The 19,946-nt window shown below is 52.3% G+C and carries 17 protein-coding genes; 6 read left to right on the forward strand and 11 right to left on the reverse strand.

Translation table 11 applies throughout. The features are described from left to right. Positions 1 to 8: 8 nt before the first annotated feature. The 7 genes from secG to rlmN all read right to left on the reverse strand — a co-directional run bounded on the left by secG (position 9) and on the right by rlmN (position 6,254). Complete coding sequence (gene secG, locus F7D20_RS00980; RefSeq protein WP_158462401.1) at positions 9 to 395, reverse strand: preprotein translocase subunit SecG; 387 nt, start codon at positions 393 to 395, stop codon at positions 9 to 11. A gap of 12 nt (positions 396 to 407) precedes the next feature. Then, a complete protein-coding gene (locus F7D20_RS00985) occupies positions 408 to 1,193 on the reverse strand; it encodes a hypothetical protein (protein WP_022252276.1) in 786 nt (261 codons plus the stop codon). Positions 1,194 to 1,272: 79 nt separating this feature from the next. Then, positions 1,273 to 1,797, reverse strand: a complete 525-nt coding sequence (gene lptE / locus F7D20_RS00990) for an LPS assembly lipoprotein LptE (protein WP_022252275.1) — start codon at positions 1,795 to 1,797, stop codon at positions 1,273 to 1,275. 41 nt (positions 1,798 to 1,838) lie between these two features. After that, positions 1,839 to 3,131: a sigma-54 interaction domain-containing protein gene (locus F7D20_RS00995; RefSeq protein ID WP_158462402.1), complete on the reverse strand. Its 1,293-nt coding sequence runs from the start codon at positions 3,129 to 3,131 to the stop codon at positions 1,839 to 1,841. Positions 3,132 to 3,196: 65 nt separating this feature from the next. Then, positions 3,197 to 4,315 (reverse strand): PdxA family dehydrogenase, encoded by a 1,119-nt coding sequence (locus F7D20_RS01000; protein ID WP_158462403.1) that lies wholly within the window; start codon positions 4,313 to 4,315, stop codon positions 3,197 to 3,199. Positions 4,316 to 4,324: 9 nt separating this feature from the next. Beyond that, positions 4,325 to 5,215: a DUF4837 family protein gene (locus tag F7D20_RS01005; RefSeq protein ID WP_158462404.1), complete on the reverse strand. Its 891-nt coding sequence runs from the start codon at positions 5,213 to 5,215 to the stop codon at positions 4,325 to 4,327. Beyond that, positions 5,196 to 6,254 (reverse strand): 23S rRNA (adenine(2503)-C(2))-methyltransferase RlmN, encoded by a 1,059-nt coding sequence (rlmN, locus tag F7D20_RS01010; protein WP_022252271.1) that lies wholly within the window; start codon positions 6,252 to 6,254, stop codon positions 5,196 to 5,198. The genes F7D20_RS01005 and rlmN overlap by 20 nt, the downstream gene beginning before the upstream one ends. Positions 6,255 to 6,323: 69 nt before the next feature. Between rlmN and F7D20_RS01015 the strand changes: the two genes are divergently transcribed. The 5 genes from F7D20_RS01015 to F7D20_RS01035 all read left to right on the forward strand — a co-directional run bounded on the left by F7D20_RS01015 (position 6,324) and on the right by F7D20_RS01035 (position 13,649). Continuing rightward, positions 6,324 to 10,124 (forward strand): DUF4922 domain-containing protein, encoded by a 3,801-nt coding sequence (locus F7D20_RS01015; protein ID WP_158462405.1) that lies wholly within the window; start codon positions 6,324 to 6,326, stop codon positions 10,122 to 10,124. 75 nt (positions 10,125 to 10,199) lie between these two features. Continuing rightward, positions 10,200 to 11,522, forward strand: a complete 1,323-nt coding sequence (locus tag F7D20_RS01020) for an MFS transporter (RefSeq protein ID WP_276505520.1) — start codon at positions 10,200 to 10,202, stop codon at positions 11,520 to 11,522. A gap of 154 nt (positions 11,523 to 11,676) precedes the next feature. Beyond that, positions 11,677 to 12,645, forward strand: coding sequence for an SPFH domain-containing protein (locus tag F7D20_RS01025; RefSeq protein ID WP_158462406.1), 969 nt, complete (start codon positions 11,677 to 11,679; stop codon positions 12,643 to 12,645). A 4-nt stretch (positions 12,646 to 12,649) separates the two neighbouring features. Further along, positions 12,650 to 12,838 carry a DNA-binding protein gene (locus F7D20_RS01030; RefSeq protein WP_158462407.1) on the forward strand — a complete coding sequence of 63 codons (189 nt, stop codon included), beginning with the start codon at positions 12,650 to 12,652 and terminating at the stop codon, positions 12,836 to 12,838. A gap of 52 nt (positions 12,839 to 12,890) precedes the next feature. Continuing rightward, a complete protein-coding gene (locus F7D20_RS01035) occupies positions 12,891 to 13,649 on the forward strand; it encodes a hypothetical protein (RefSeq protein ID WP_158462408.1) in 759 nt (252 codons plus the stop codon). Positions 13,650 to 13,728: 79 nt separating this feature from the next. Here the strand turns inward: F7D20_RS01035 and F7D20_RS01040 are convergent, their stop codons facing one another. Beyond that, positions 13,729 to 14,016, reverse strand: coding sequence for a winged helix-turn-helix domain-containing protein (locus tag F7D20_RS01040; protein ID WP_158462409.1), 288 nt, complete (start codon positions 14,014 to 14,016; stop codon positions 13,729 to 13,731). Next, entirely contained in the window at positions 14,013 to 14,627 is a 615-nt protein-coding gene (locus F7D20_RS01045; protein ID WP_158462410.1) for a hypothetical protein, read from the reverse strand. Before F7D20_RS01045 ends, F7D20_RS01040 begins: the two co-directional genes overlap by 4 nt. Positions 14,628 to 15,957: 1,330 nt before the next feature. Between F7D20_RS01045 and F7D20_RS01050 the strand changes: the two genes are divergently transcribed. After that, positions 15,958 to 16,137, forward strand: a complete 180-nt coding sequence (locus F7D20_RS01050) for a hypothetical protein (protein WP_158462411.1) — start codon at positions 15,958 to 15,960, stop codon at positions 16,135 to 16,137. A 332-nt stretch (positions 16,138 to 16,469) separates the two neighbouring features. Here the strand turns inward: F7D20_RS01050 and F7D20_RS01055 are convergent, their stop codons facing one another. Beyond that, a complete protein-coding gene (locus F7D20_RS01055; protein ID WP_022252410.1) occupies positions 16,470 to 18,659 on the reverse strand; it encodes a glutamine synthetase III family protein in 2,190 nt (729 codons plus the stop codon). A gap of 35 nt (positions 18,660 to 18,694) precedes the next feature. Next, positions 18,695 to 19,930: an LL-diaminopimelate aminotransferase gene (locus tag F7D20_RS01060; protein WP_158462412.1), complete on the reverse strand. Its 1,236-nt coding sequence runs from the start codon at positions 19,928 to 19,930 to the stop codon at positions 18,695 to 18,697. Positions 19,931 to 19,946: the final 16 nt, after the last annotated feature.

Here is a 19,946-nt window from a genome sequence, read left to right on the forward strand (position 1 = left end):
CTAAAAAATTACTTTGCAGGAGTTGCAGGCACCGCAGGAGCAGCCTTTTCAGCAGCATTCTGAGCAGCAGGCGCAACCTTCTTGGCAGCATCGCTGTTAGCACCTGGCATAGCAGGCAACGCTGTCTGTTCCTGTGTAGCACCTTCCATCACGCTATTGTCGCCGATAGCCTGAGGAGCCACATAAGCACAAGCAACACTGAGGAAAACCATCGCTGCAGCGAGTCCCCATGTCAATTTTTCTACTAAGTCGGTAGTCTTGCGAACTCCCATGATAGAGTTGGTTGAAGAGAAGTTGGAAGCAAGTCCACCACCTTTAGATTCCTGGATGAGCACGATGAAAATCATCAGCAATGAAGCCAGGACGATTAAAACTACAAATAATGTGTAAGCCATTTTTGATTTTTGTTATTTATTATTTTTACTATTTATTATCAGTTTCTCCAAGAATCGCATCTGGTCTGTATAGTATGCGCTCTTGTTGGGTTGTTTATGATAGAGTCGCTCAATGATTTCGTGCGCTCTCTCGTACTTGCCCTGTTTGATATAGATGCGTGCGAGTGTTTCGGTGAAGATACCGCTGTTCTCTGTAGTCTCGCTGTTGCTGTTGACCTCGTCGTCATCTATGGCAGGTTTGTATTCCAGCTCAGCATCAGCTGTAGCATCGAGCTTAGGCAACTGAAATCCTCCATCGTCAATGAAGTCGTCGATAAGCGCCAGCGTGCGTGAGGAGTTGTTGTCCTTTTCCTGTTCCGCATCTTCTGTCTCCATCAGATAAGCCACATAGTCGACGGCAGCATCGGCAGGCGTAGGCTTTCGCTTGTTTTTCTGTGCCGCGTCTTTCTCCTCTTCGGCATCATTGGGTATCGACTCGAGGAAGTTGTCTATCAAGTCGGAAGTTCGGTCGGAAGCATTGTTGGCATTTCCTGCCTTCTTCTCTTCCCGATTGGTTTCCTTCTTGAGTTGATAGTGAGCCGCCTCCACCATTCTGAATATCACCTTTCGGTCGGTGATATAGATAGCAGCCTTTCTCAGTTCCTCGTCGAAACTCGGGTCGTGGAGCAGGTAGAGGTTCTGCAACATCAAAAGGCGGGCTGTCTGATAGTACGGATAGAGTGCTAACAGTGCCCGGAGATCGTAAAGTGTCTCCTTGTTCATCTCCTCAGGATGTTGTATCAGTCTACTTAATTCCACGTTATAATTTCGCGTTATATTTTATTTCCTAATCTTTATATACAGAGTGTCGGCATTTGATTCTTCACCCTTTACTCATTTACCAGTTGGCCACGGTAGCATTGAAGATCTGTTCCACCAGGTCTTTCACCATCTGTGTGACGAGTTCTTCCTGTACGGCGTTCAGACTCTGCGTTGTGTCGTAGCTCTTGGTAGAGGTAAACTGGCGCTCGAAGTCCTCGGCATGGTTCTTGTTGTTGGTGAATCTCACATTGACAGTCATCGACAGCTCAGTCTGTGCAGAGTATCCCTCACTCGATACCGACTTGTTTCGCTGGCTGTACTGTGTGATTTCTCCCTCTATCTTGAGGTCTCCATTTCGCTTCACCTGTATCAGTCGGGTGTGGCTGGCGAACTCATCCTTCAACTGATTGTTGAACATCGGTCCCATAGGTCCCCAGACATAGGAGCTGCGAATAGGGAACTCGGCAAGCTCTATGGTCTTGGTTTTGGTATAGTCGATGCTGGCACCATTGAAGGCATACTTTACCGAGCATGCAGCCGTGGTGGCGATAATGGCGAAGATTACACCTATTATATATATATGCTTGAAGAGATGCTTCATTTTGTTATTTTCTTCTTGTCGTCTTAGCCTCTTGGCTTCTTTTATTTCTTCACATCGTCGCCATCGTCGTCCTCAGCCTCGTCGTTGTCGCCGAGCTTGTATGCCTTGATGCGTCGATACAGAGTTCTGTCGGATATTCCCAGTTCTTTGGCAGCTTTCTTTCGGTTGCCGTTGTTGCGTTCCAGTGCTTTCTCCACCATCTGCTTGCCCAGGTCGTTGAGGTTGAGCGTTTCCGCCTCATGTATTTCCTCCACTTCGGCATCCTCTGTGAATGGATGGTGCAACGCCTCGCTTTCCTTTTCGACAGGGGCTGGATAGCTTATGGGGGTTATGGGTGTCAGGGGCTGTGGTTCGGCAAAGCCTTTGGCTCCGTTGAGCTGTCGTGCCTCGTCGAGCTGTTTGCGCAGCGAGTTCATGTCGCGCCGCAGGTCGCTAACGTTGCCCCTCAGTTCGTAGAGAATCTTGTAGAGCAGTTCGCGCTCACTCTCATAGCTGTGGGTTCCTCCCTGCCCTGGTGCGATGGTAGCCAACTGTGTGGTCTCCTCGTCTTGCGGAATGAACCTGAGCAGCGTCTGTGCGTCGATTTCCCTTTCCTCGCTCAGTACCGACATCTGTTCGGTAATGTTCTTGAGCTGTCTCACGTTTCCAGGCCATTTGTATTTCAGCATGATGGCCTTGGCGTCATCGGTAAGCACAATTTTAGGCAGTTTGTACTTCTCGGCCATCTGCATGGCGAAGAGTCGGAACAAGAGCAGGATATCGTTCCCCCTCTCTCGCAGAGGCGGCATCATGATGGGTATGGTGTTGAGGCGATAGTACAGGTCTTCGCGGAAGCGTCCCTCGCTGACGGCCTTTCTCATGTTGACATTGGTAGCCGCCACGATGCGCACATTCGTCTTGCGCACTTCCTGTCCGCCCACGCGTATGTATTCTCCCGTCTCGAGCACTCTCAGCAGTCTTGCCTGTGTGGCGATGGGCAGTTCGCCCACCTCATCGAGGAAGATGGTTCCCTTATTGGCGATGCCGAAATATCCCTCGCTCTCGCCTATGGCTCCGGTGAACGAACCTTTCTCATGACCGAAGAGCTCACTGTCGATGGTTCCCTCAGGAATGCTTCCACAGTTGATGGCGAAATACTTCTCCCGTCTGCGTGGAGAATTGTCGTGAATGACCTTCGGAATGATTTCCTTTCCCACGCCGCTTTCTCCGATGATGAGCACAGAAAGATCAGTCGGTGCCACCTGCAGGGCGACATCGAGAGCTCGGTTCAATTCGTCGCTGTTGCCTACGATATTGTACCTCAATTTGATCTTCTGAAGTTCAGATGTATTCATTTAGCTGCCAAAATTACGCATTTTTTTTGAATTAACTGCAATATTGGCTTGAAAATAGTCCTTTTTTAACGTTTAGCCTCTGGCGAATCCGCTTTCTTCTTTGGAATAGCGAATCTCACCTTCTCGCTGTCGTCTCTTTTCTCGTGGAAGAGTTTGGGCAGTGGGTTCTCGCAGGCCTCGTCGTAACTGCTGCGATATCTGAAGGTGTCGATGGCCAGATAGACGGCATTTCTGAAGGCAGACTCATCGGCTGTATTTGTACCTGCAATCTCGTATCCGGGCGTGATATCAGCGCTGGTTCGGATGACAGGCATTCCTGCTGTATAGATAACGCCCCGTCCGTCGTTGATCGACTTGAATGGAGCTGTGGCCTGGTCGTGATACATGGCCAGAACACCGTCAAACTCTCTGAAGTCGCCATTGCCGAAGAAGTCGTCGGCAGGATAAGGTCCGAAGACCTGTACGCCCTTGCCTGCCAGCTCGTCGATGGCTGGAATGATGATTTCCATTTCCTCGTTTCCGCAGCTTGTCTCCTCATTGTTCTTGGGGTTGAGTGCCAGCACGGCGATACGTGGATTGCTGATGTTGAAGTCGCGCTTGATGGTTTGCTGGAAGAGGGTTGCCTTCTCTACGATTTTCTCTGCCGTGATCTGTGCGGCAACCTCTTTGAGCGGCAGTTTCTCCGTCACCGAAGCGATGCGCAGCGTATCGCCCACGAGGATGCTGAGTCCCTTCTTTCCCTCACCGAGACAGGTCTCGATGTAGTGCTTGTGTCCCTTGAAGGCGAAGCCCTCGATGAATGCGTTCTGACTGTTGATAGGTGCTGTCACCAACACATCATACAGATCGTCTCTGAAGTCGGTCATGGCTCTGTCGAGTGCCTTCACCGCGGCCTGTCCCGACTCCTCTGTAGGCACACCCATGTCCACCTTCACCTCCTCCTCGACAGCCGCCAGAAGGTTGATGCGTCCTTCCTCAGCGTCTTCGGCCTTCTGGATGATGGAGAACTGCGCGGGCAGGTTCATGGCCTTGCGGTAGTAGGCTGCCACCTTGGGCGAGCCATAGACGATAGGCGTGCAAAGCTCCAGCATCTCGGGCTCTGCAAAGGTTTTAAAGATCAGTTCGTATCCGATACCATTGGTATCTCCATGGGTGATAGCCACCCTGATTTTCTTGTTGTCCATTTTGGATTCTTATTTTATTGTAGAAAGAGCAGCCTCGAGCTGCTTGATTAGTATTTTCTTTTTCTTTTCGGGCGCATAGACGAAGCCAATGACAGCCATGCTGCCCCGTGTCCTCATCACGTAGGGTCCGCCCATGGCGTCGCCCTTCATCTCCCACAGTCCCCGCCTCATTCCCTGCCTGTCGGCCTGGCTCATGTCGGCAAGCTGCATGTACATGCCGTCGGTCTCGCCGGGCAGGTTTCGCTTCAGGGCACTGTCGGCCTGGGCCTTCAGGTCGTCACGGCTCCGGCCGTGGCTCTTGGTCTTGAAGAATATCAGGCTCTGCATTCCCGTGCTGGCATTGTCGGTGAGCCATGCGAAGTCTTTGGCTTGCTTACCGGCATTCATCGAGGCAGGAATCCTCATGCTGATGCCGAAGCGCTGCCTCATCTCCTTCTGTCTGTCGGGATTCTGTGGCACGACGGTGGCAAGATGCCGTAGCTCCGATGTGTCGAAGAGGCTCCTCAGCTTCCCGCCGTCCAGCCTGTGGCGAAGCTGTTCAGCCGACTGTGCCTGTATGTAGACGACGGTCTGCGGCACGGCACTCACGTCTTTCCTCATCTTCACGGCATAGCCTTTGTTATGGGCATTGATGTCCACCACGATGCGGTTTCTCACCAGCTGGTAGCTTCCGCGCACCTTTCCCTTCCTCACCTGTATAAGGCTGAACATCGGTTCGGGCTGTGGCAGATGCGACATATCGGCCGTCATCATCCGGGTCACGATGCTGTCGCTGTCGCCTTCCAGCACCACCTCGTAGGGCAGCCCGGTGCTTGCGGGTTTTCTTCCACCCATGCCATCGCAGCCGACGAGTGTCAGCGCCAGGCAGCACAGCGCAGCACTAAGCCTGTTCGTTCTCATGCTGTCTTATCTCTCCTATCTTCTTCGATGTGCTCAGCAGTCCGCAGGCAGCATAGATGTCCTGTCCACGGCTGGCGCGGATGGTGGTGAACACACCGTGCTGGGTCAGATAGTCGCGGAACTGCTCCATCTTCTCGTCGCTCACTCCCTGCAGCGGGATGTCGGGAATCTGATGGAAGCGTATCAGGTTGAAGCGGCAGTCGAGCCCCTTCACCAGCCTGATGATGGCCTTGGCGTGCTGCATGCTGTCGTTCAGCCCCTTGAAGACGATGTATTCGAACGAGAGTCGGCGCTGATGCGAGAAGTCGTAGTTGCGCAACAGTTCCACCACCTGTTCTATTCCCATTCCTCTCTCTGCCGGCATCAGCTCGGCACGCTCTGCCGGTATCGGGTCGTGCATGGAGATGGCCACGTGGCACTCGCTCTCCTCGAGGAATCGTTTCAACTTATTCTTCACGCCCACCGAACTGACGGTGATGCGCTTGGGGCTCCATGCCCAACCATAGTCGGCAGTCAGGATGTCCGTGGCACGGAGCACATTGTCGAGGTTGTCCATTGGCTCGCCCTGCCCCATGAACACGATGTTTGTCAACTTGTCCACCTCGGGCAGCGAGTATATCTGGTTGAGGATGTCGCCTGCAGGCAGACTGCCCTCAAACCCCTGCTTTCCTGTCTGACAGAACAGGCAGTTCATCTTGCACCCCACCTGTGACGATACACAAAGCGTGGCGCGGTCTTTGTCGGGGATGTAGACCGTCTCGACAAACTTTCCGCTCCGTGTGGGGAACAGATACTTGATGGTTCCGTCTACCGAGTGCTGTGCGTCGGAATATCCGAAGCATCCTATTTCGTATTCTTCAGCCAGCTTGGCACGGTTGGCTTTCGATATGTTCGTCATCTCGTCGATGCTCTTCACATGCTGCTGATAGAGCCATTTTGCCATCTGTCCACCGGTGAAGGCAGGCATGCCCAAATCCTTGGCCACCTGCTTCAGTTCGGCGAGTGTCAGACCGAGAAGATATTTTTTTTCGTTATTCATAGTGCAAAGATACGCTTTTTTGCCGAAAAATTGTTATCTTTGCCACATATTTTAAGATAATAAGCAAAAATGAGAGAAAAAATAGACCTTTTCTTGCCTTTTGAAGCCTTGGAGAAGGGTGAAGAAACGCTGCTCGAGCTTCATGAGAACAAGACGGTTCAACATATCAATCTGCTGGTAAGCAGCGACTTTGCCTCGCAGCACCAAGTGCCCGAAGGCTGTACCTTTGTAGTAATCGACAGAATGGAGTCATCCAACACGGTGATGAGCATAGCCGAGAACACGGATGCCGACTATCTGCTGTTGTGCACCAGGATGACGTCGGTGCGCTGGGGGCTCTATGCCCTGGAACGCTTTCTGCGCACTGCCGACGACACGGGAGCGGTGATGGTCTACAGCGACCACTACTCCTTGGAGGAAGGCGCCCTGACGAAGCATCCCGCCATCGACTATCAGGAAGGAAGCCTCCGCGACGACTTCGACTTCGGCAGCCTGTGGCTCATCAAGTCGCAGGCGCTGCTCGACTATGTGGCGCAGACCGACCGTGTGGATTATCAGTATGCCGGACTCTACGACCTACGCCTGTATCTGAGCAGAAAGGGCGAGATATTCCATCTCAACGAATATCTCTACACCGAGGCCGAGCTCGACACCCGCAAGAGCGGCGAAAAACAGTTCGACTATGTCAATCCGCGCAACCGCGAGGTACAGATTGAGATGGAGCGTGCCTGCACAGCCCATCTCGAGAAGGTGGGAGCCATCGTCGACACCAACTTCTACCGCCAGCCCGACTTCGACGAGCAGGACTTCGCCTGCGAGGCCTCTGTCGTCATTCCCGTGTTCAATCGCGAGAAGACCATTGCCGACGCCGTGAAGAGCGCCCTGTCCCAGAAGACCAACTTCCCCTATAATGTCATCGTAGTCAACAACCATTCCACCGACAGCACCGGTGAAATCCTCGACTCGATAGACGACGGGCGCCTGATACAGATTGTGCCCGGCCGCACCGACCTGGGCATCGGCGGCTGCTGGAATGTGGCTGTCAACAGCGACCATTGCGGAAAGTTCGCCGTACAGCTCGACAGCGACGACCTGTATTCCTCACCCAAGACACTGCAGAAGATCGTCGACGCCTTCCACGAGCAGAAGGCAGCCATGATCATCGGCTCGTACCGCATGTGCGACTTCGACCTCAACACCCTGCCCCCGGGACTCATCGACCACAAGGAATGGACCGAAGACAACGGCTGCAACAACGCCCTGCGCATCAATGGTTTGGGAGCACCACGCGCCTTCTTCACACCCTTGGTGCGACAGATACAGTTCCCCAACACCTCCTATGGCGAAGACTACGCCCTGGGACTGGCTTTCTCGCGCCGTTACCGCATAGGCCGCATCTACGACGAGCTCTATCTCTGCCGCCGCTGGGGTGGCAACAGCGACGCAGCCCTCAGCGTGGAGCGGGTGAATGCCAACAACCTATATAAAGACCGCCTGCGCACCATGGAGCTCAAGGCCCGACAGCAGATGCTGCAGGGCAAGGCCGACATCATGGAGGACAGCAGCATCTCGCGCTTCTTCAACCGACAGTTGGAGATGTGGGAAGACGCACGCCACCGCTTCCGCGACCTCAAGCACGTAGAGGTGCGCCAGCTCTCCGACCAGCTGAAGGTGCAGTTCAATCCTGCACGCATCGTCAGCACAGGCGCCAAGATAGACAAGCACACACTCGGCGAGCGCCCCTGCTTCCTGTGCGAGCGAAACCGCCCCAAGGAACAGATGACCAAACAGATAGACGACCACTTCCAGCTCCTGGTCAACCCCTTCCCCATCCTGCCGGTCCACTTCACCATTCCCGCCACCAAGCACCAGCCACAATCCATCTACCGCCATTATGGCGAGATGCACAGACTGCTGTCGCTCCACAGCGAGCTGATGGTGTTCTACAACGGTCCTAAGTGTGGCGCCTCAGCCCCCGACCACCTGCACTTCCAGGCTGGCACAAGTGGCGTGCTGCCCCTGCAGACCAACTGGCAACGCCTCTCGCGCAACCTCTCCGACGTCATCTCGCTCAACGACGAGGAGAAGATTTCCGTGCTGCGCGACTTCCTCGTGCCTGCCTTCGTCATCATCTCGAAGAGCGAGGACAGCGACGAGGAACTCTTCCATCGCCTCTATCGCTCCATGCCGATGCGTGGCGACGAGAGCGAGCCCATGATGAACATCATCGCCTGGCGAAAAGGCGACGAGTTTATCAGCGTCGTCATCCCGAGAGAGAAGCACCGCCCTGACGCCTATTTCGCCGAAGGCGAGGCCCAGATGATGGTTTCGCCAGGAGCACTCGACATGGCAGGACTGATCATCACTCCGCGCGAGGAAGACTTCAGTAAGATCAACCTCGACAAAGCCACAGCCCTGCTGCGCGAGTGCGGCATTTCGGCAGAGAAGATGGAAGCCATCGTCAGCAATCTCAAGGCCTCTGCCGCGACCGCTCACGAGCATCCGCTCCAGCTGCTCGCCGACAAGGGCAAACAGCCCAACGTGAACGTGGGCATCGTGAGCGGACAGAAGATTCACTTCTCGCTCAACAAGCCTTACCTGGCCAAGGGCGAGATGGTGACGGGCGAACAGGAAGTGGCGTTCTCCGAGGGCGGCATCCTGTGGAACGGCAACCAGTACAGCTCGCTCACCTTCCATCCGCAGAGCGCCGACGCCTCCTTCTCGCTCAGCGACGTGACCATAGGCGTCAACTTCCATTGGGAACGCAAGGAGACACAGACCTTCCTCGGCACCCTGCACTTTGTAGTGGAGTCGGACAAGATATGCGCCATCAACGAGCTGCCCGTAGAACGATACCTCGAGAGCGTCATCTCGAGCGAGATGAGCGCCACGTCGAGCCTCGAGCTGCTCAAGGCCCATGCCGTCATCTCCCGCTCGTGGCTCCTGGCACAGATGAAGAAGCGCCGCGAGGTGGCTGAGTCGGGCAACAACTTCTTCTCCTTTGTCAAGAAAGACGACCGACTCATACGCTGGTACGACCGCGAGGACCACACCATCTTCGACGTCTGCGCCGACGACCACTGCCAGCGCTATCAGGGCATCACCAAGGAGACTTCGCCCCATGTGGCAGAAGCCATCCGGCAGACCAAGGGACAGATCCTGATGGACGGCGACGACATCTGCGACGCACGCTTCTCGAAGTGCTGCGGCGGCGTCACCGAGGAGTTCCAGTACTGCTGGGAGGACACACCGAAAAACTATCTCAGCAGCGTGCGCGACATCATACAGGGCGTGAAGTCTGTCGGCTCCGCAGCCCCAGCCCCACTGCCCTCGCTGCAAGACGAGGCTGCTGCCGATGCCTGGATCCGCTCCAACCCTCCTGCCTTCTGCAACACCACAGACAAGAAGATACTCTCGCAGGTGCTCAACGACTACGACCAGGAAACAGCCGACTTCTACCGCTGGAAGGTGACGCTGACCCAGGAGAAGCTGAAGCAGCTGCTCGACGAGAAACTGAAAATGAATTTCGGCGACATCCTCGACCTTCAGGCCGAAGAGCGAGGCAAGAGCGGACGCATCAGCAAACTGCGCATCGTGGGCACCGAGAAGACATTTGTCATCGGCAAGGAACTCGAGATACGCCGTGCCCTGAGCGACACCCATCTCTACAGCTCTGCATTCGTGGTCGACAGATGCGACATCGACGAGAAAGGCGTTCCGCAGCGCTTCGACATCATCGGAGCCGGATGGGGACACGGTGTGGGACTCTGCCAGATAGGTGCCGCCGTCATGGGCGAGGAAGGCTTCGACTACGACGCCATCCTGTTGCACTACTATCAGGGAGCCGAAATCAAGAAAGTATATAAATAAGAGAAGTTAAGGAGTAACTCCTTTAACTCCTGAAAAAACTCTTGAAAAATCTCCTCATTAAACATTTACAAAAAAGTGGCAACAAATAAAAACAGCAGGAGTCCCTGGGCTTGGATTCCAACCTTATATTTTGCAGAAGGACTGCCCAACATCATTGTCACGGGTCTTTCTGTCGTAATGTACATGCAGATGGGACTCACCGACTCTGAGGTGGGCCTCTACACAGGCTGGCTGGCCCTGCCATGGGTCATCAAACCCCTGTGGAGTCCGTTCATCGACTTGCTGAAGACCAAGCGCTGGTGGGTGCTCACCATGCAGGCGCTCATCGGAGCAGCCCTGGCAGGCATCGCCTTCTCCATCCCCACGGCATTCTGGTTTCAGGCCACGATGTGCTTCTTCTTCCTCATCGCCTTCTGCAGCGCCACGCACGACATCTCTGCCGACGGATTCTACATGATAGAGCTCGACGGGCACAACCAGACCAAGTATGTGGGTCTGCGCAACACCTTCTACCGGCTTGCCATCATCTTCGTCAACGGCGTCTTAGTGTCGCTGGCAGGCGTCCTGCAGGTAGTGTTCCGCAACCAGATACGCTTCTCGTGGGCGCTGATATTCTATGGCCTGGCAGGCATCTTCATCGCGCTGTGGCTCTATCACAGCCGTTTCATGCCGCGTCCTGCCGACGATGTGCAGACCGAACGGAGCGTGGGCGAAGTGGCTCACGAACTGAAGAACATGTTCGGCACGTTCTTCCAGAAGTTCCCCGTCAAGGAAACCATCTGCGTCATGCTCTTCCTCCTGCTCTATCGATTCCCCGAGGCCCTGCTCAACACCATGACCAAGACCTTCATCCTCCGCCCCAACTCACAGGGCGGACTGGGACTCTCGCCCCAGGAATATGGCTTCGCCAATGGCACCGTCGGACTCATCGGACTCCTCCTGGGCGGCATCATCGGCGGCATCCTGGTGAGCCGCGACGGCATGAAGAAGTGGCTGTGGCCCATGGTCATGGCGATCACGCTGCCCGATGCTGTCTACATCTTCCTGAGCTACTCGCTCAACTCCAACCTCATCGTGGTTTCCTCCTGTCTGTTTGTCGAGCAGTTCGGCTATGGCTTGGGCTTCACCGTCCTCACCCTCTACATGCTCTTCTACAGCCAGGGCAAATTCAAGACCTCCCATTATTCCATCTGTACGGGCATTTCCTATCTCGGCCTCATGCTTCCCGGCATGCTCTCGGGCTATCTCAAGGACATGGTGGGTTATCGCCTGTTCTTCATCATCGTCATGGCGTGCTGCACCATCACCTTCGTAGTCACCGCCTTCCTCAAGATCGACCCCGACTTCGGAAAGAAAGAACCCATTCCCCTCGATGCCGAGGAAGAAGAGGAAGAATAAGGGGGAGTAATTCCCATAAAAAAAGGCCGCCGAGAATCGTCTCAGCGGCCTTTTCTTGTTAAAGTATTATAAAACATTCGCCTCTACCATTGTGATATCATTTTAATATCATATTTTTGCGATATCAAAATGATATCAACATAAACAGTAAAATATGGAAAATAAGGAATTTGCATTTCAGGGCAAGACCATAAATGGCATCCTGATGTTAGTGATCAACCTTCTCGTCTTCCTGACAGGAATAGGAATGTTTGTATTGGCTTGCCTGTCAGAAGAAACATGGCAGGCCTGTGTATGCGGCATCAGCAGCGCAGTGCTCCTCATCCTGAGCATCATCTGCGTTTGCGGTTTTATCCTCGTAGAGCCAGGACAGGCACGCGTACTGCTTTTCTTCGGTAAGTATCGTGGTACGTTTACCCAGCCAGGTTACTATTGGCTGAATCCGTTTATCAGTCAGAAAAAACTCTCGCTCCGAGTGCGCAACCTCGATGCCGAACCCATCAAGGTGAACGACAAGACGGGCAACCCCATCATGATCGGCATGGTATTGGTATGGAAACTGAAAGATACCTATAAAGCCATTTTCGAGATCGACACCCAGACGATGGCAGAAGGTTCTGTCGGCCAGGCTGGCGTCGGAGCCTCTGCCGCACAGGTGATGAATATGTTGGGCCGTTTCGTTCAGATTCAGGCAGATGCAGCTCTCAGACAGGTGGCAGGACAGTATGCCTACGACGATGACGAGGACGACAACAGCAGCAAGAAAACGCTTCGTGATGGAAGCGACGAAATCAACAAGGAGTTGGAGGCTCGCATCGACGAGCGTTTGGCGATGGCAGGCATCGAGGTGGTAGAGGCTCGCATCAACTATCTGGCTTATGCTCCGGAGATTGCCGCCGTGATGCTTCGTCGTCAGCAGGCTTCAGCCATCATCTCTGCCAGAGAGAAGATTGTGGAAGGCGCTGTCTCGATGGTGAAGATGGCATTGCAGAAACTGAGCGACGAGGAAGTAGTCGAGCTGGACGATGACAAGAAGGCTGCCATGGTCAGCAACCTGCTCGTAGTGCTCTGTGGCGACGACACCGCCCAGCCTGTGGTGAATACGGGTACATTGAATCATTAACAGCATGGCTAAAAAAGAGACAACTACAAAAAGTTTTATATTACGCATCGATTCGGAAACGATGAGCGCCATTGAGGCATGGGCTGCTGACGAGTTCCGCTCCACCAACGGCCAGTTGCAATGGATCATCTCCGAAGCGCTGCGCAAAGCAGGCAGACTGCCTAAGAAAAAGAAAACTGCAACGAATACTTAACTGAAGTTTCGCATGCATGGAAGTTATAGAAGTTAAATAAAATTTGAATCAAATGAAAAACAAACTGTTGCATTTTGCGCTCGACCTGTTCAGTGCCAGCGATGACGAGGAGCAGGACAGCATCTTCGCACAAGTCAAGATTTATCGCACAGCAAGTGTCAGAATTTTCGAGTACGTCATCGGAATCCTGTTGCTTGCCATTTGGCTCCTCACCATCGTAAACATCACTCATGTCGCAGCCGAGGAATGGCACTCTTGTCTTATCATCGCCATCTGCGGCACAGTCAGCACAGGTCTCAGCTTCCGTCACAGCTATCATCCGTCGGCCTCCGATCTGCCATTCGTCAAGATAGTCAACGCCCGGCAAGTACGCTGCCTGTCGCTTTGCGGTCGCCTGCAGTCTGTTGTTTATGCACTCTTCTTTATATGGGCCGGCTGTGCGGAATGGATAGAGAGCGAGAGCATCTTCTTAGGCGGAATGATAACATGCTTAGCCCTTTTGGTTCTGAATTGCATATTCTTTACCTACAAGATATACAAGTTGCGAAACCTGGTAGAAGTAGAAGCCCCTTCGCCCACTATCCGGAACGAGAAACTCCTCATCGTCGGCACATTGGTGTTGTCCATAGCTGTAGGGTTCGGAGTACATTATCTTCCGTTCTGGGACAGTCTGCCTGGTTTGCTGAGTGGATTTTTGAGGGGCTTAGTCTCCATAGCCCTGATTGCCGGCATCATCTGGGCTGGCAACAGATTCTTCGGCCTTTTCCGCGAAATAGACAAAGAGAGTTCTGATTCGCCCGACAAACAATAACACCCTCCCAACAGCAAAATGCTGTCATCGGTCAGGTCAGAGAACCCGTCAGATGGCAGCATTTTTTTCATTCTCAGCATCAAAGACCCGAGAAATAGGTCTTCAGCGCCGCTACATATTCCTGCATGGCCTGTCGGCCAGCCTCAGTCATTCTGCAGACTGTTCTCGGCTTGGAGCCCGAGCCGTCAGTCTCCTTCTCGATATAGCCAGCCGAGGCAAGTTTGTCCAACTGCACACTCAGGTTGCCCGCTGTAGCCTCCGTTTTCTCCTTCAGATACACGAAGTCGGCTTCTTCAGCACTCAGCAACACCGACATGATGGCAAGTCTCAACTGACTGTGTAATAGAGGATTCAGTTCCTGCATCATTTACGCTGTTTTTTTGATTGATAGTTCAGATAATGTCCTGGCGCGACAAGCGTTATCGCCGAGGAAACCGCCATCAGCATCGGCCATGCCAGGCTAATCACTGCGCCCGTGCATAAGTCATGCAGGAAGCCCACTCCCATCATGACACCTATCAAGCCGCACAGCTTCAGCAGCTCTTCCTTCAGAATGGTGCCGGTGCAGTAGGTTCCAATACCGGGCAGCAACAATCCCAGCAGAAACATTCCCGACCAGCCTTCCATCTCGGCCCAATACCCGAGACTGTAAACGGCATAGGCGGCAAACACACCTGCCAGGCACGCCCAGATACTGTTGATACTCTTCGAGGTGTACGTAGAAGGCACATTCTTTTTCTTTCTTCCAGCTATCAGCGTGGCGACGCCACCCATAACGGGAATGCCCAAGTAAAGCCATCCCCAGGCTCCAGGACCTGTATATGCCGCAACAAAGACAGCAAGCGACACGACCATACACACATAACCCCAAATCAGGAACGTATTGCCCGAACCTACTGTCGAATCCCTTCTTGTCTGCTCTATCATCTGGTTGATGAGCTCAAGGCTCTCCTGCTCAGAAATCTTCTTTTCTTCCATTTTTCTTTTAGTTTGCGACTCCTTATATAATAAAGGAGTCCGGTAGAACACTTAGTTTATTTTATAAACCACATCACTCTTCACAATCATGATTTCGGGCACAAAGATAACATAGTTTATTTTATAAACCAAACTTTTTTCCCTCAAAAAACAAATATTTAACTTTAGTTTACAAAATAAACCATTCCCCCCTCATGGGCTGCAGAAGGGTTATTTCTCCTCTTCTCATAGCATGAAAAGTAGTTTCTTCTTGTCCAAAAAGGCTGTTGGTTATAACTTCTAACGACCGAAGGGAGTGATAACTTATGAACTTGCTAAAGTTCAGTAAATATAAAAACATGTTCATCTTTTGTGTTTTGTAAGTTTTATTTACTACATATTCACTCTTAAAACTTGCTATTTTATGATTGTATATTTATACATTTCGTTCTTGGGCTTTATTTTGCATTTTTATGCATGAAAATAATTCTTTTATATTATGGATAAATATCCATATTTCACAGATGAAATCTGCATAAACACTACAAAACCTTTGGTTTTTGTTCATTTTTTCATCCTGGCACAGCAAACATCATTGCATAACGGAGAGGGAGAAACAGTTTCCTACTCTTCACCATTTCCTTGCTTTTTGCAAGAGGATTGACAGATAAAATGTAATTTATTTTATCTTAATTTGTTTAAGGTGATTCCTATCAAATCCGGTCATGGTCATTTCGGTCAAAATCAAAATAAAAAAATAATTTCACGCTATGTAAATAAGTCATTTTGTGTCATTGTCATTTTGTGTCATTTTCGTTTTTGAAAGAGAAAAGTGCTCTATATAATAAATAAATATTTATATTTATTTATTATATAGCGGCGGAAATGACATTGAATTTCAAAAATGACACAAAATGACAATGACACAAAATGACACTTTTTCTTTTTCGTACTATCTTGATAGTTCATGAAAAGGAAAGTTGTACACCAAAATTCAAAGTTTACGTATTCAACACATACTCAGCAACTTACAGCACTGTTTCTTGCCTTTTTTGACCTGTTTTGCTTAACAAGTCATTCTACAAATGAACAAACAGCCGAAAAATGTATTATCTTTGCAGAAGAAAAGCTGCACTCGGCAATTTGAAAGCAAGTTTTCATTGCGCTCGTTTGCATTTTCTTTGCACCGTCAACCAATGAAAGTGCTCAGGGAGCCTCGCAGGAGGCATCTATTACGACCAAGGGCGGTCACAATAGACGACAGGCGCCGGTCATCTATTAAGACCCAAAAGGTGGCACTATCGGGCAGCTGACAAAGTATTAAACTATCATTTCAAAAACCTACAGAACTATGATTAATTACAGCATCGTAAAGCGCAGCGTGAACGCAAACCTCATCGAAATCAACCAGGCAAAGTCACGCATCAACCAGGCAAAGAAAGAGGGCAAGGACAACGTCGACATCAGCAAGCCTGCTTCTCCATCTACTGGCGGCAGCACCGAAGGCGGCGGCACTGGTGACGGAGAATAATTTTAGTCAAGAGTATTTTTGAGTCAAGCCTGATTTTTGTATTGTGGTCATTTTGGTCATGGTCATTTTGGTCAAACTCAACTTTTGATGACCTTTCGCAAGATTAAGTCATTAGTCATTAGTCATTTTCGACTTTGGAAGCCATCTTTGACAGACAGGAACAAAAAGGCATAAAAAAGCGGAGCACGATTTCACAACCACACTCCGCGCAAACTTAAACAACCAATAAAAGAAATAGATTGATCGTTCAATTTCTGTTCTGTATCTGATGAAGAGTTAACAGCGCACTCCGCTACGCACGGCGGAGTGCAGCCGTTTGAAATATTACGGCATTATCGGATGAACAGGAGCTCACGATACTTAGGCAGCGTCCAGAGCTCGTCGGCTACGGTGAGCTCCAACTTGTCTATCTGATAACGGATCTCCTCCATCTTTGGAGCCACCGTGTCGTGGTAAGCGATTGCCTTGTCGTGCTCGCTCTCTATCTTGTTGGCCACCTTGCGGGCATTGACCAACTCCTCGACACCGGTCTCGATGATCTGTGTGCGCTCGGCTATCTTCTTGATGATGTTGATGTTGCGGGCGGTGAGCTTCTTGCCCTCGTCCTCGCCGAAGATGTCGATCATGTTCTCCACATTCTTTGCCAACTGGCTCTGATAGTGGGTGGCGACAGGGATGATATGGTTCATGGACAGGTCGCCCATCACACGGGCCTCGATCTGTATCTTCTTGGTGTAGGTCTCCCACTTCACCTCGTTGCGAGCCTCGAGCTCGTTCTTCTTCATCACGCCCATGCTCTCGAACATCTCGATGGATGCTGGGTCGAGATAGCGCTCGAAGATCTTAGGACAGCTCTTCTCGCAGTCGAGTCCGCGCTTGGCAGCCTCTTCCACCCACTCGTCGCTGTAACCGTTGCCGTCGAAACGGATAGGCTTGCAGGCCTTGATGTCCTGGCGAACGATGTCGATGATGGCTGAGGTCTTGTCCTCGCCCTTGGCGATGAGTGCGTCGACACGCTTCTTGAAGTCGGTGAGAGCTTCGGCTACTGCGGTGTTCAGCACGATCATGGCTGAGGCACAGTTGGCCTCGCTACCTACGGCACGGAACTCGAAGCGGTTGCCGGTGAAGGCGAATGGTGAGGTACGGTTGCGGTCGGTGTTATCGATCATCAACTCAGGAATCTCTGGAATGTCGAGCTTCATGCCCTGCTTGCCTGCCACAGTGAAGAGGTCTTTCTTGTCGGCCTTCTCGATATGGTCGAGCAGGTCGGTGAGCTGCTTGCCAAGGAAGGAAGAGATGATGGCTGGTGGTGCCTCGTTGGCGCCCAGACGATGAGCATTGGTGGCACTCATGATGGATGCCTTGAGCAGACCGTTGTGACGGTATACGCCCATGAGGGTCTCGGTGATGAAGACTACGAAACGAAGGTTGTCCTCTGGTGTCTTGCCTGGACCATGGAGCAGGATGCCGGTATCGGTAGAGAGACTCCAGTTGTTGTGCTTACCTGATCCGTTGATGCCTGCGAAGGGTTTCTCGTGCAGCAGGACACGGAATCCGTGATGACGTGCCACCTTCTTCATCAGGCTCATGAGGAGCATGTTGTGGTCGACAGCCAGATTGGTTTCCTCGAAGATTGGCGCCAGCTCAAACTGGTTGGGCGCTACCTCGTTGTGACGTGTCTTGCAAGGGATGCCGAGTTCGAGTGCCTGTATCTCGAGGTCTTTCATGAAGGCCTGTACACGCTCGGGGATGGCTCCGAAGTAATGGTCGTCCATCTGCTGGTTCTTGGCTGAGTCGTGACCCATCAGGGTGCGGCCTGTAAGCATCAGGTCGGGACGGGCTGCATAGAGGCTCTCGTCGACGAGGAAGTACTCCTGCTCCCAACCCAGGTTGGAAATGACTTTCTTCACATCGGGATTGAAGTAGTGGCATACGTCGGTGGCTGCCACGTTGACGGCATGGAGTGCACGGAGCAATGGTGCCTTGTAGTCGAGTGCCTCACCGGTGTAGGAGATGAAGACGGTAGGAATACAGAGTGTATCGTCGATGATGAATACTGGCGATGTAGGATCCCAGGCAGAATAGCCACGTGCCTCGAAGGTAGAGCGGATACCGCCTGATGGGAATGAGGAGGCGTCTGGCTCCTGCTGTACGAGCAACTTGCCAGAGAACTGCTCTATCATACCGCCCTTGCCGTCGTGCTCGATGAAGGCATCGTGCTTCTCGGCTGTGCCCTCGGTAAGAGGCTGGAACCAGTGTGTGTAATGGGTTACGCCATTCTCGTCGGCCCACTGCTTGATGCCCTTGGCCACAGCGTCGGCGATGTTGCGGTCGAGTCGTGCGCCATTGTCGATTACGTCTACCAGTTTCTCATAAACATTGGCTGGCAGATACTTGTACATCTTCTGTCGGTTGAATACCTTCTTGCCGAAGAACTCACTGGGTCGCTCACCGGGAGCTGCCACTTCAGCTGGCTTTCTCTTGGAAGCCTCTGATACGGCTTCAAATCTTAAATTGCTCATACCTTTATATATTTTATGTTGAATTATTTTACTGATTATTCTTTCCCCATCCACTTGGCGATTCGCTGCATCGCCTCGCGGCAGTCGTCGTGCTCGCCAAAGGCGGTGAGACGGATGTAACCTTCGCCCGAAGGACCGAATCCTACGCCCGGGGTGCACACCACGCTGGCTCCGTAGAGCATCTCTTCGAAGAACTTCCAGCTGGGGGTGTTGCCAGGTGTCTTCACCCAGAGATAAGGTGCATTCTCGCCGCCGTAGACACGGAAACCAAGGCGCTGAAGCTCTGCCCGCATGTAGTGGGCGTTCTCCATATAGTAGGCGATGGTGGCCTTGACCTGCTCCTTGCCCTCGGGGGTGTAGATGGCTTCGGCTGCCCGCTGACTGATGTAGCTGGTGCCATTGAACTTGGTGCACTGACGGCGGTCCCAGATGGGGTTGAGCGCTACTTCGTCGCCACTCAGCGTCTTGGCCTTCAGCTCTTTGGGCACGATGGTGTAACCGCATCTCACGCCCGTGAAGCCTGCTGTCTTGGAATAGCTGTGGAACTCTATCGCCACCTTGCGCGCTCCTCTGATCTCATAGATGGAGTGTGGTATCTCGGGATCGGTGATGTAGGCCTCGTAGGCTGCGTCGTAGAGGATGATGCTCTCGTTCTTGATGGCATAGTTCACCCACTTGCGAAGCTCGTCCTTGGTGATGACGGTGCCGGTGGGATTGTTGGGATAACAGAGGTAGATCATGTCTACACGGTGGTCGGGAATCTGGGGTGTGAAGTCGTTGCCTTCATTGCAGGGCATGTACACCACATTGCTCCAGTGTCCGTTCTCGAAGACGCCCGCGCGTCCTATCATCACATTGCTGTCGATGTAGACAGGATAAATGGGGTCGGTGACGCCGATGTTGTTGTCCCATCTCAATATCTCCTGTATGTTGCCGGTGTCGCTCTTGGCTCCGTCGTTGACAAACACCTCGTTGACATCGAGATGGATGCCGCGTGGCAGGAAGTCGTTCTTGATAATCGCCTCGCGCAGGAAGTCGTAGCCTCGCTCAGGACCGTAGCCTCGGAAGGAAGCCTGTACTGCCATCTCTTCCACAGCTTTGTGCATGGCCTGGATGACGGCCGGACAGAGGGGCTGGGTCACGTCGCCGATGCCCAAACTGATGACTCGCTGCTTGGGGTGCGCTATCTTGTAGGCGTTCACCTTCTTGGCGATGTCGGCAAAGAGATAATTGCCGGGAAGCTTCAGGAAATGTTCGTTTACTAATGCCATATTCTTTTTCTCCTTT

This window comes from Segatella copri (genome assembly GCF_009495355.1).
Classification (GTDB): Bacteria; Bacteroidota; Bacteroidia; order Bacteroidales; family Bacteroidaceae; genus Prevotella.

Excerpts from the sequence above, each read along its gene's own strand:
- secG (WP_158462401.1), bottom strand. The coding sequence starts at position 395 with ATGGCTTACACATTATTTGTAGTTTTAATCGTCCTGGCTTCATTGCTG.
- lptE (WP_022252275.1), bottom strand. The coding sequence starts at position 1,797 with ATGAAGCATCTCTTCAAGCATATATATATAATAGGTGTAATCTTCGCC.
- F7D20_RS00995 (WP_158462402.1), bottom strand. The coding sequence starts at position 3,131 with ATGAATACATCTGAACTTCAGAAGATCAAATTGAGGTACAATATCGTA.
- F7D20_RS01000 (WP_158462403.1), bottom strand. The coding sequence starts at position 4,315 with ATGGACAACAAGAAAATCAGGGTGGCTATCACCCATGGAGATACCAAT.
- F7D20_RS01005 (WP_158462404.1), bottom strand. The coding sequence starts at position 5,215 with ATGAGAACGAACAGGCTTAGTGCTGCGCTGTGCTGCCTGGCGCTGACA.
- rlmN (WP_022252271.1), bottom strand. The coding sequence starts at position 6,254 with ATGAATAACGAAAAAAAATATCTTCTCGGTCTGACACTCGCCGAACTG.
- F7D20_RS01015 (WP_158462405.1), top strand. The coding sequence starts at position 6,324 with ATGAGAGAAAAAATAGACCTTTTCTTGCCTTTTGAAGCCTTGGAGAAG.
- F7D20_RS01025 (WP_158462406.1), top strand. The coding sequence starts at position 11,677 with ATGGAAAATAAGGAATTTGCATTTCAGGGCAAGACCATAAATGGCATC.
- F7D20_RS01030 (WP_158462407.1), top strand. The coding sequence starts at position 12,650 with ATGGCTAAAAAAGAGACAACTACAAAAAGTTTTATATTACGCATCGAT.
- F7D20_RS01035 (WP_158462408.1), top strand. The coding sequence starts at position 12,891 with ATGAAAAACAAACTGTTGCATTTTGCGCTCGACCTGTTCAGTGCCAGC.
- F7D20_RS01040 (WP_158462409.1), bottom strand. The coding sequence starts at position 14,016 with ATGATGCAGGAACTGAATCCTCTATTACACAGTCAGTTGAGACTTGCC.
- F7D20_RS01045 (WP_158462410.1), bottom strand. The coding sequence starts at position 14,627 with ATGGAAGAAAAGAAGATTTCTGAGCAGGAGAGCCTTGAGCTCATCAAC.
- F7D20_RS01050 (WP_158462411.1), top strand. The coding sequence starts at position 15,958 with ATGATTAATTACAGCATCGTAAAGCGCAGCGTGAACGCAAACCTCATC.
- F7D20_RS01055 (WP_022252410.1), bottom strand. The coding sequence starts at position 18,659 with ATGAGCAATTTAAGATTTGAAGCCGTATCAGAGGCTTCCAAGAGAAAG.
- F7D20_RS01060 (WP_158462412.1), bottom strand. The coding sequence starts at position 19,930 with ATGGCATTAGTAAACGAACATTTCCTGAAGCTTCCCGGCAATTATCTC.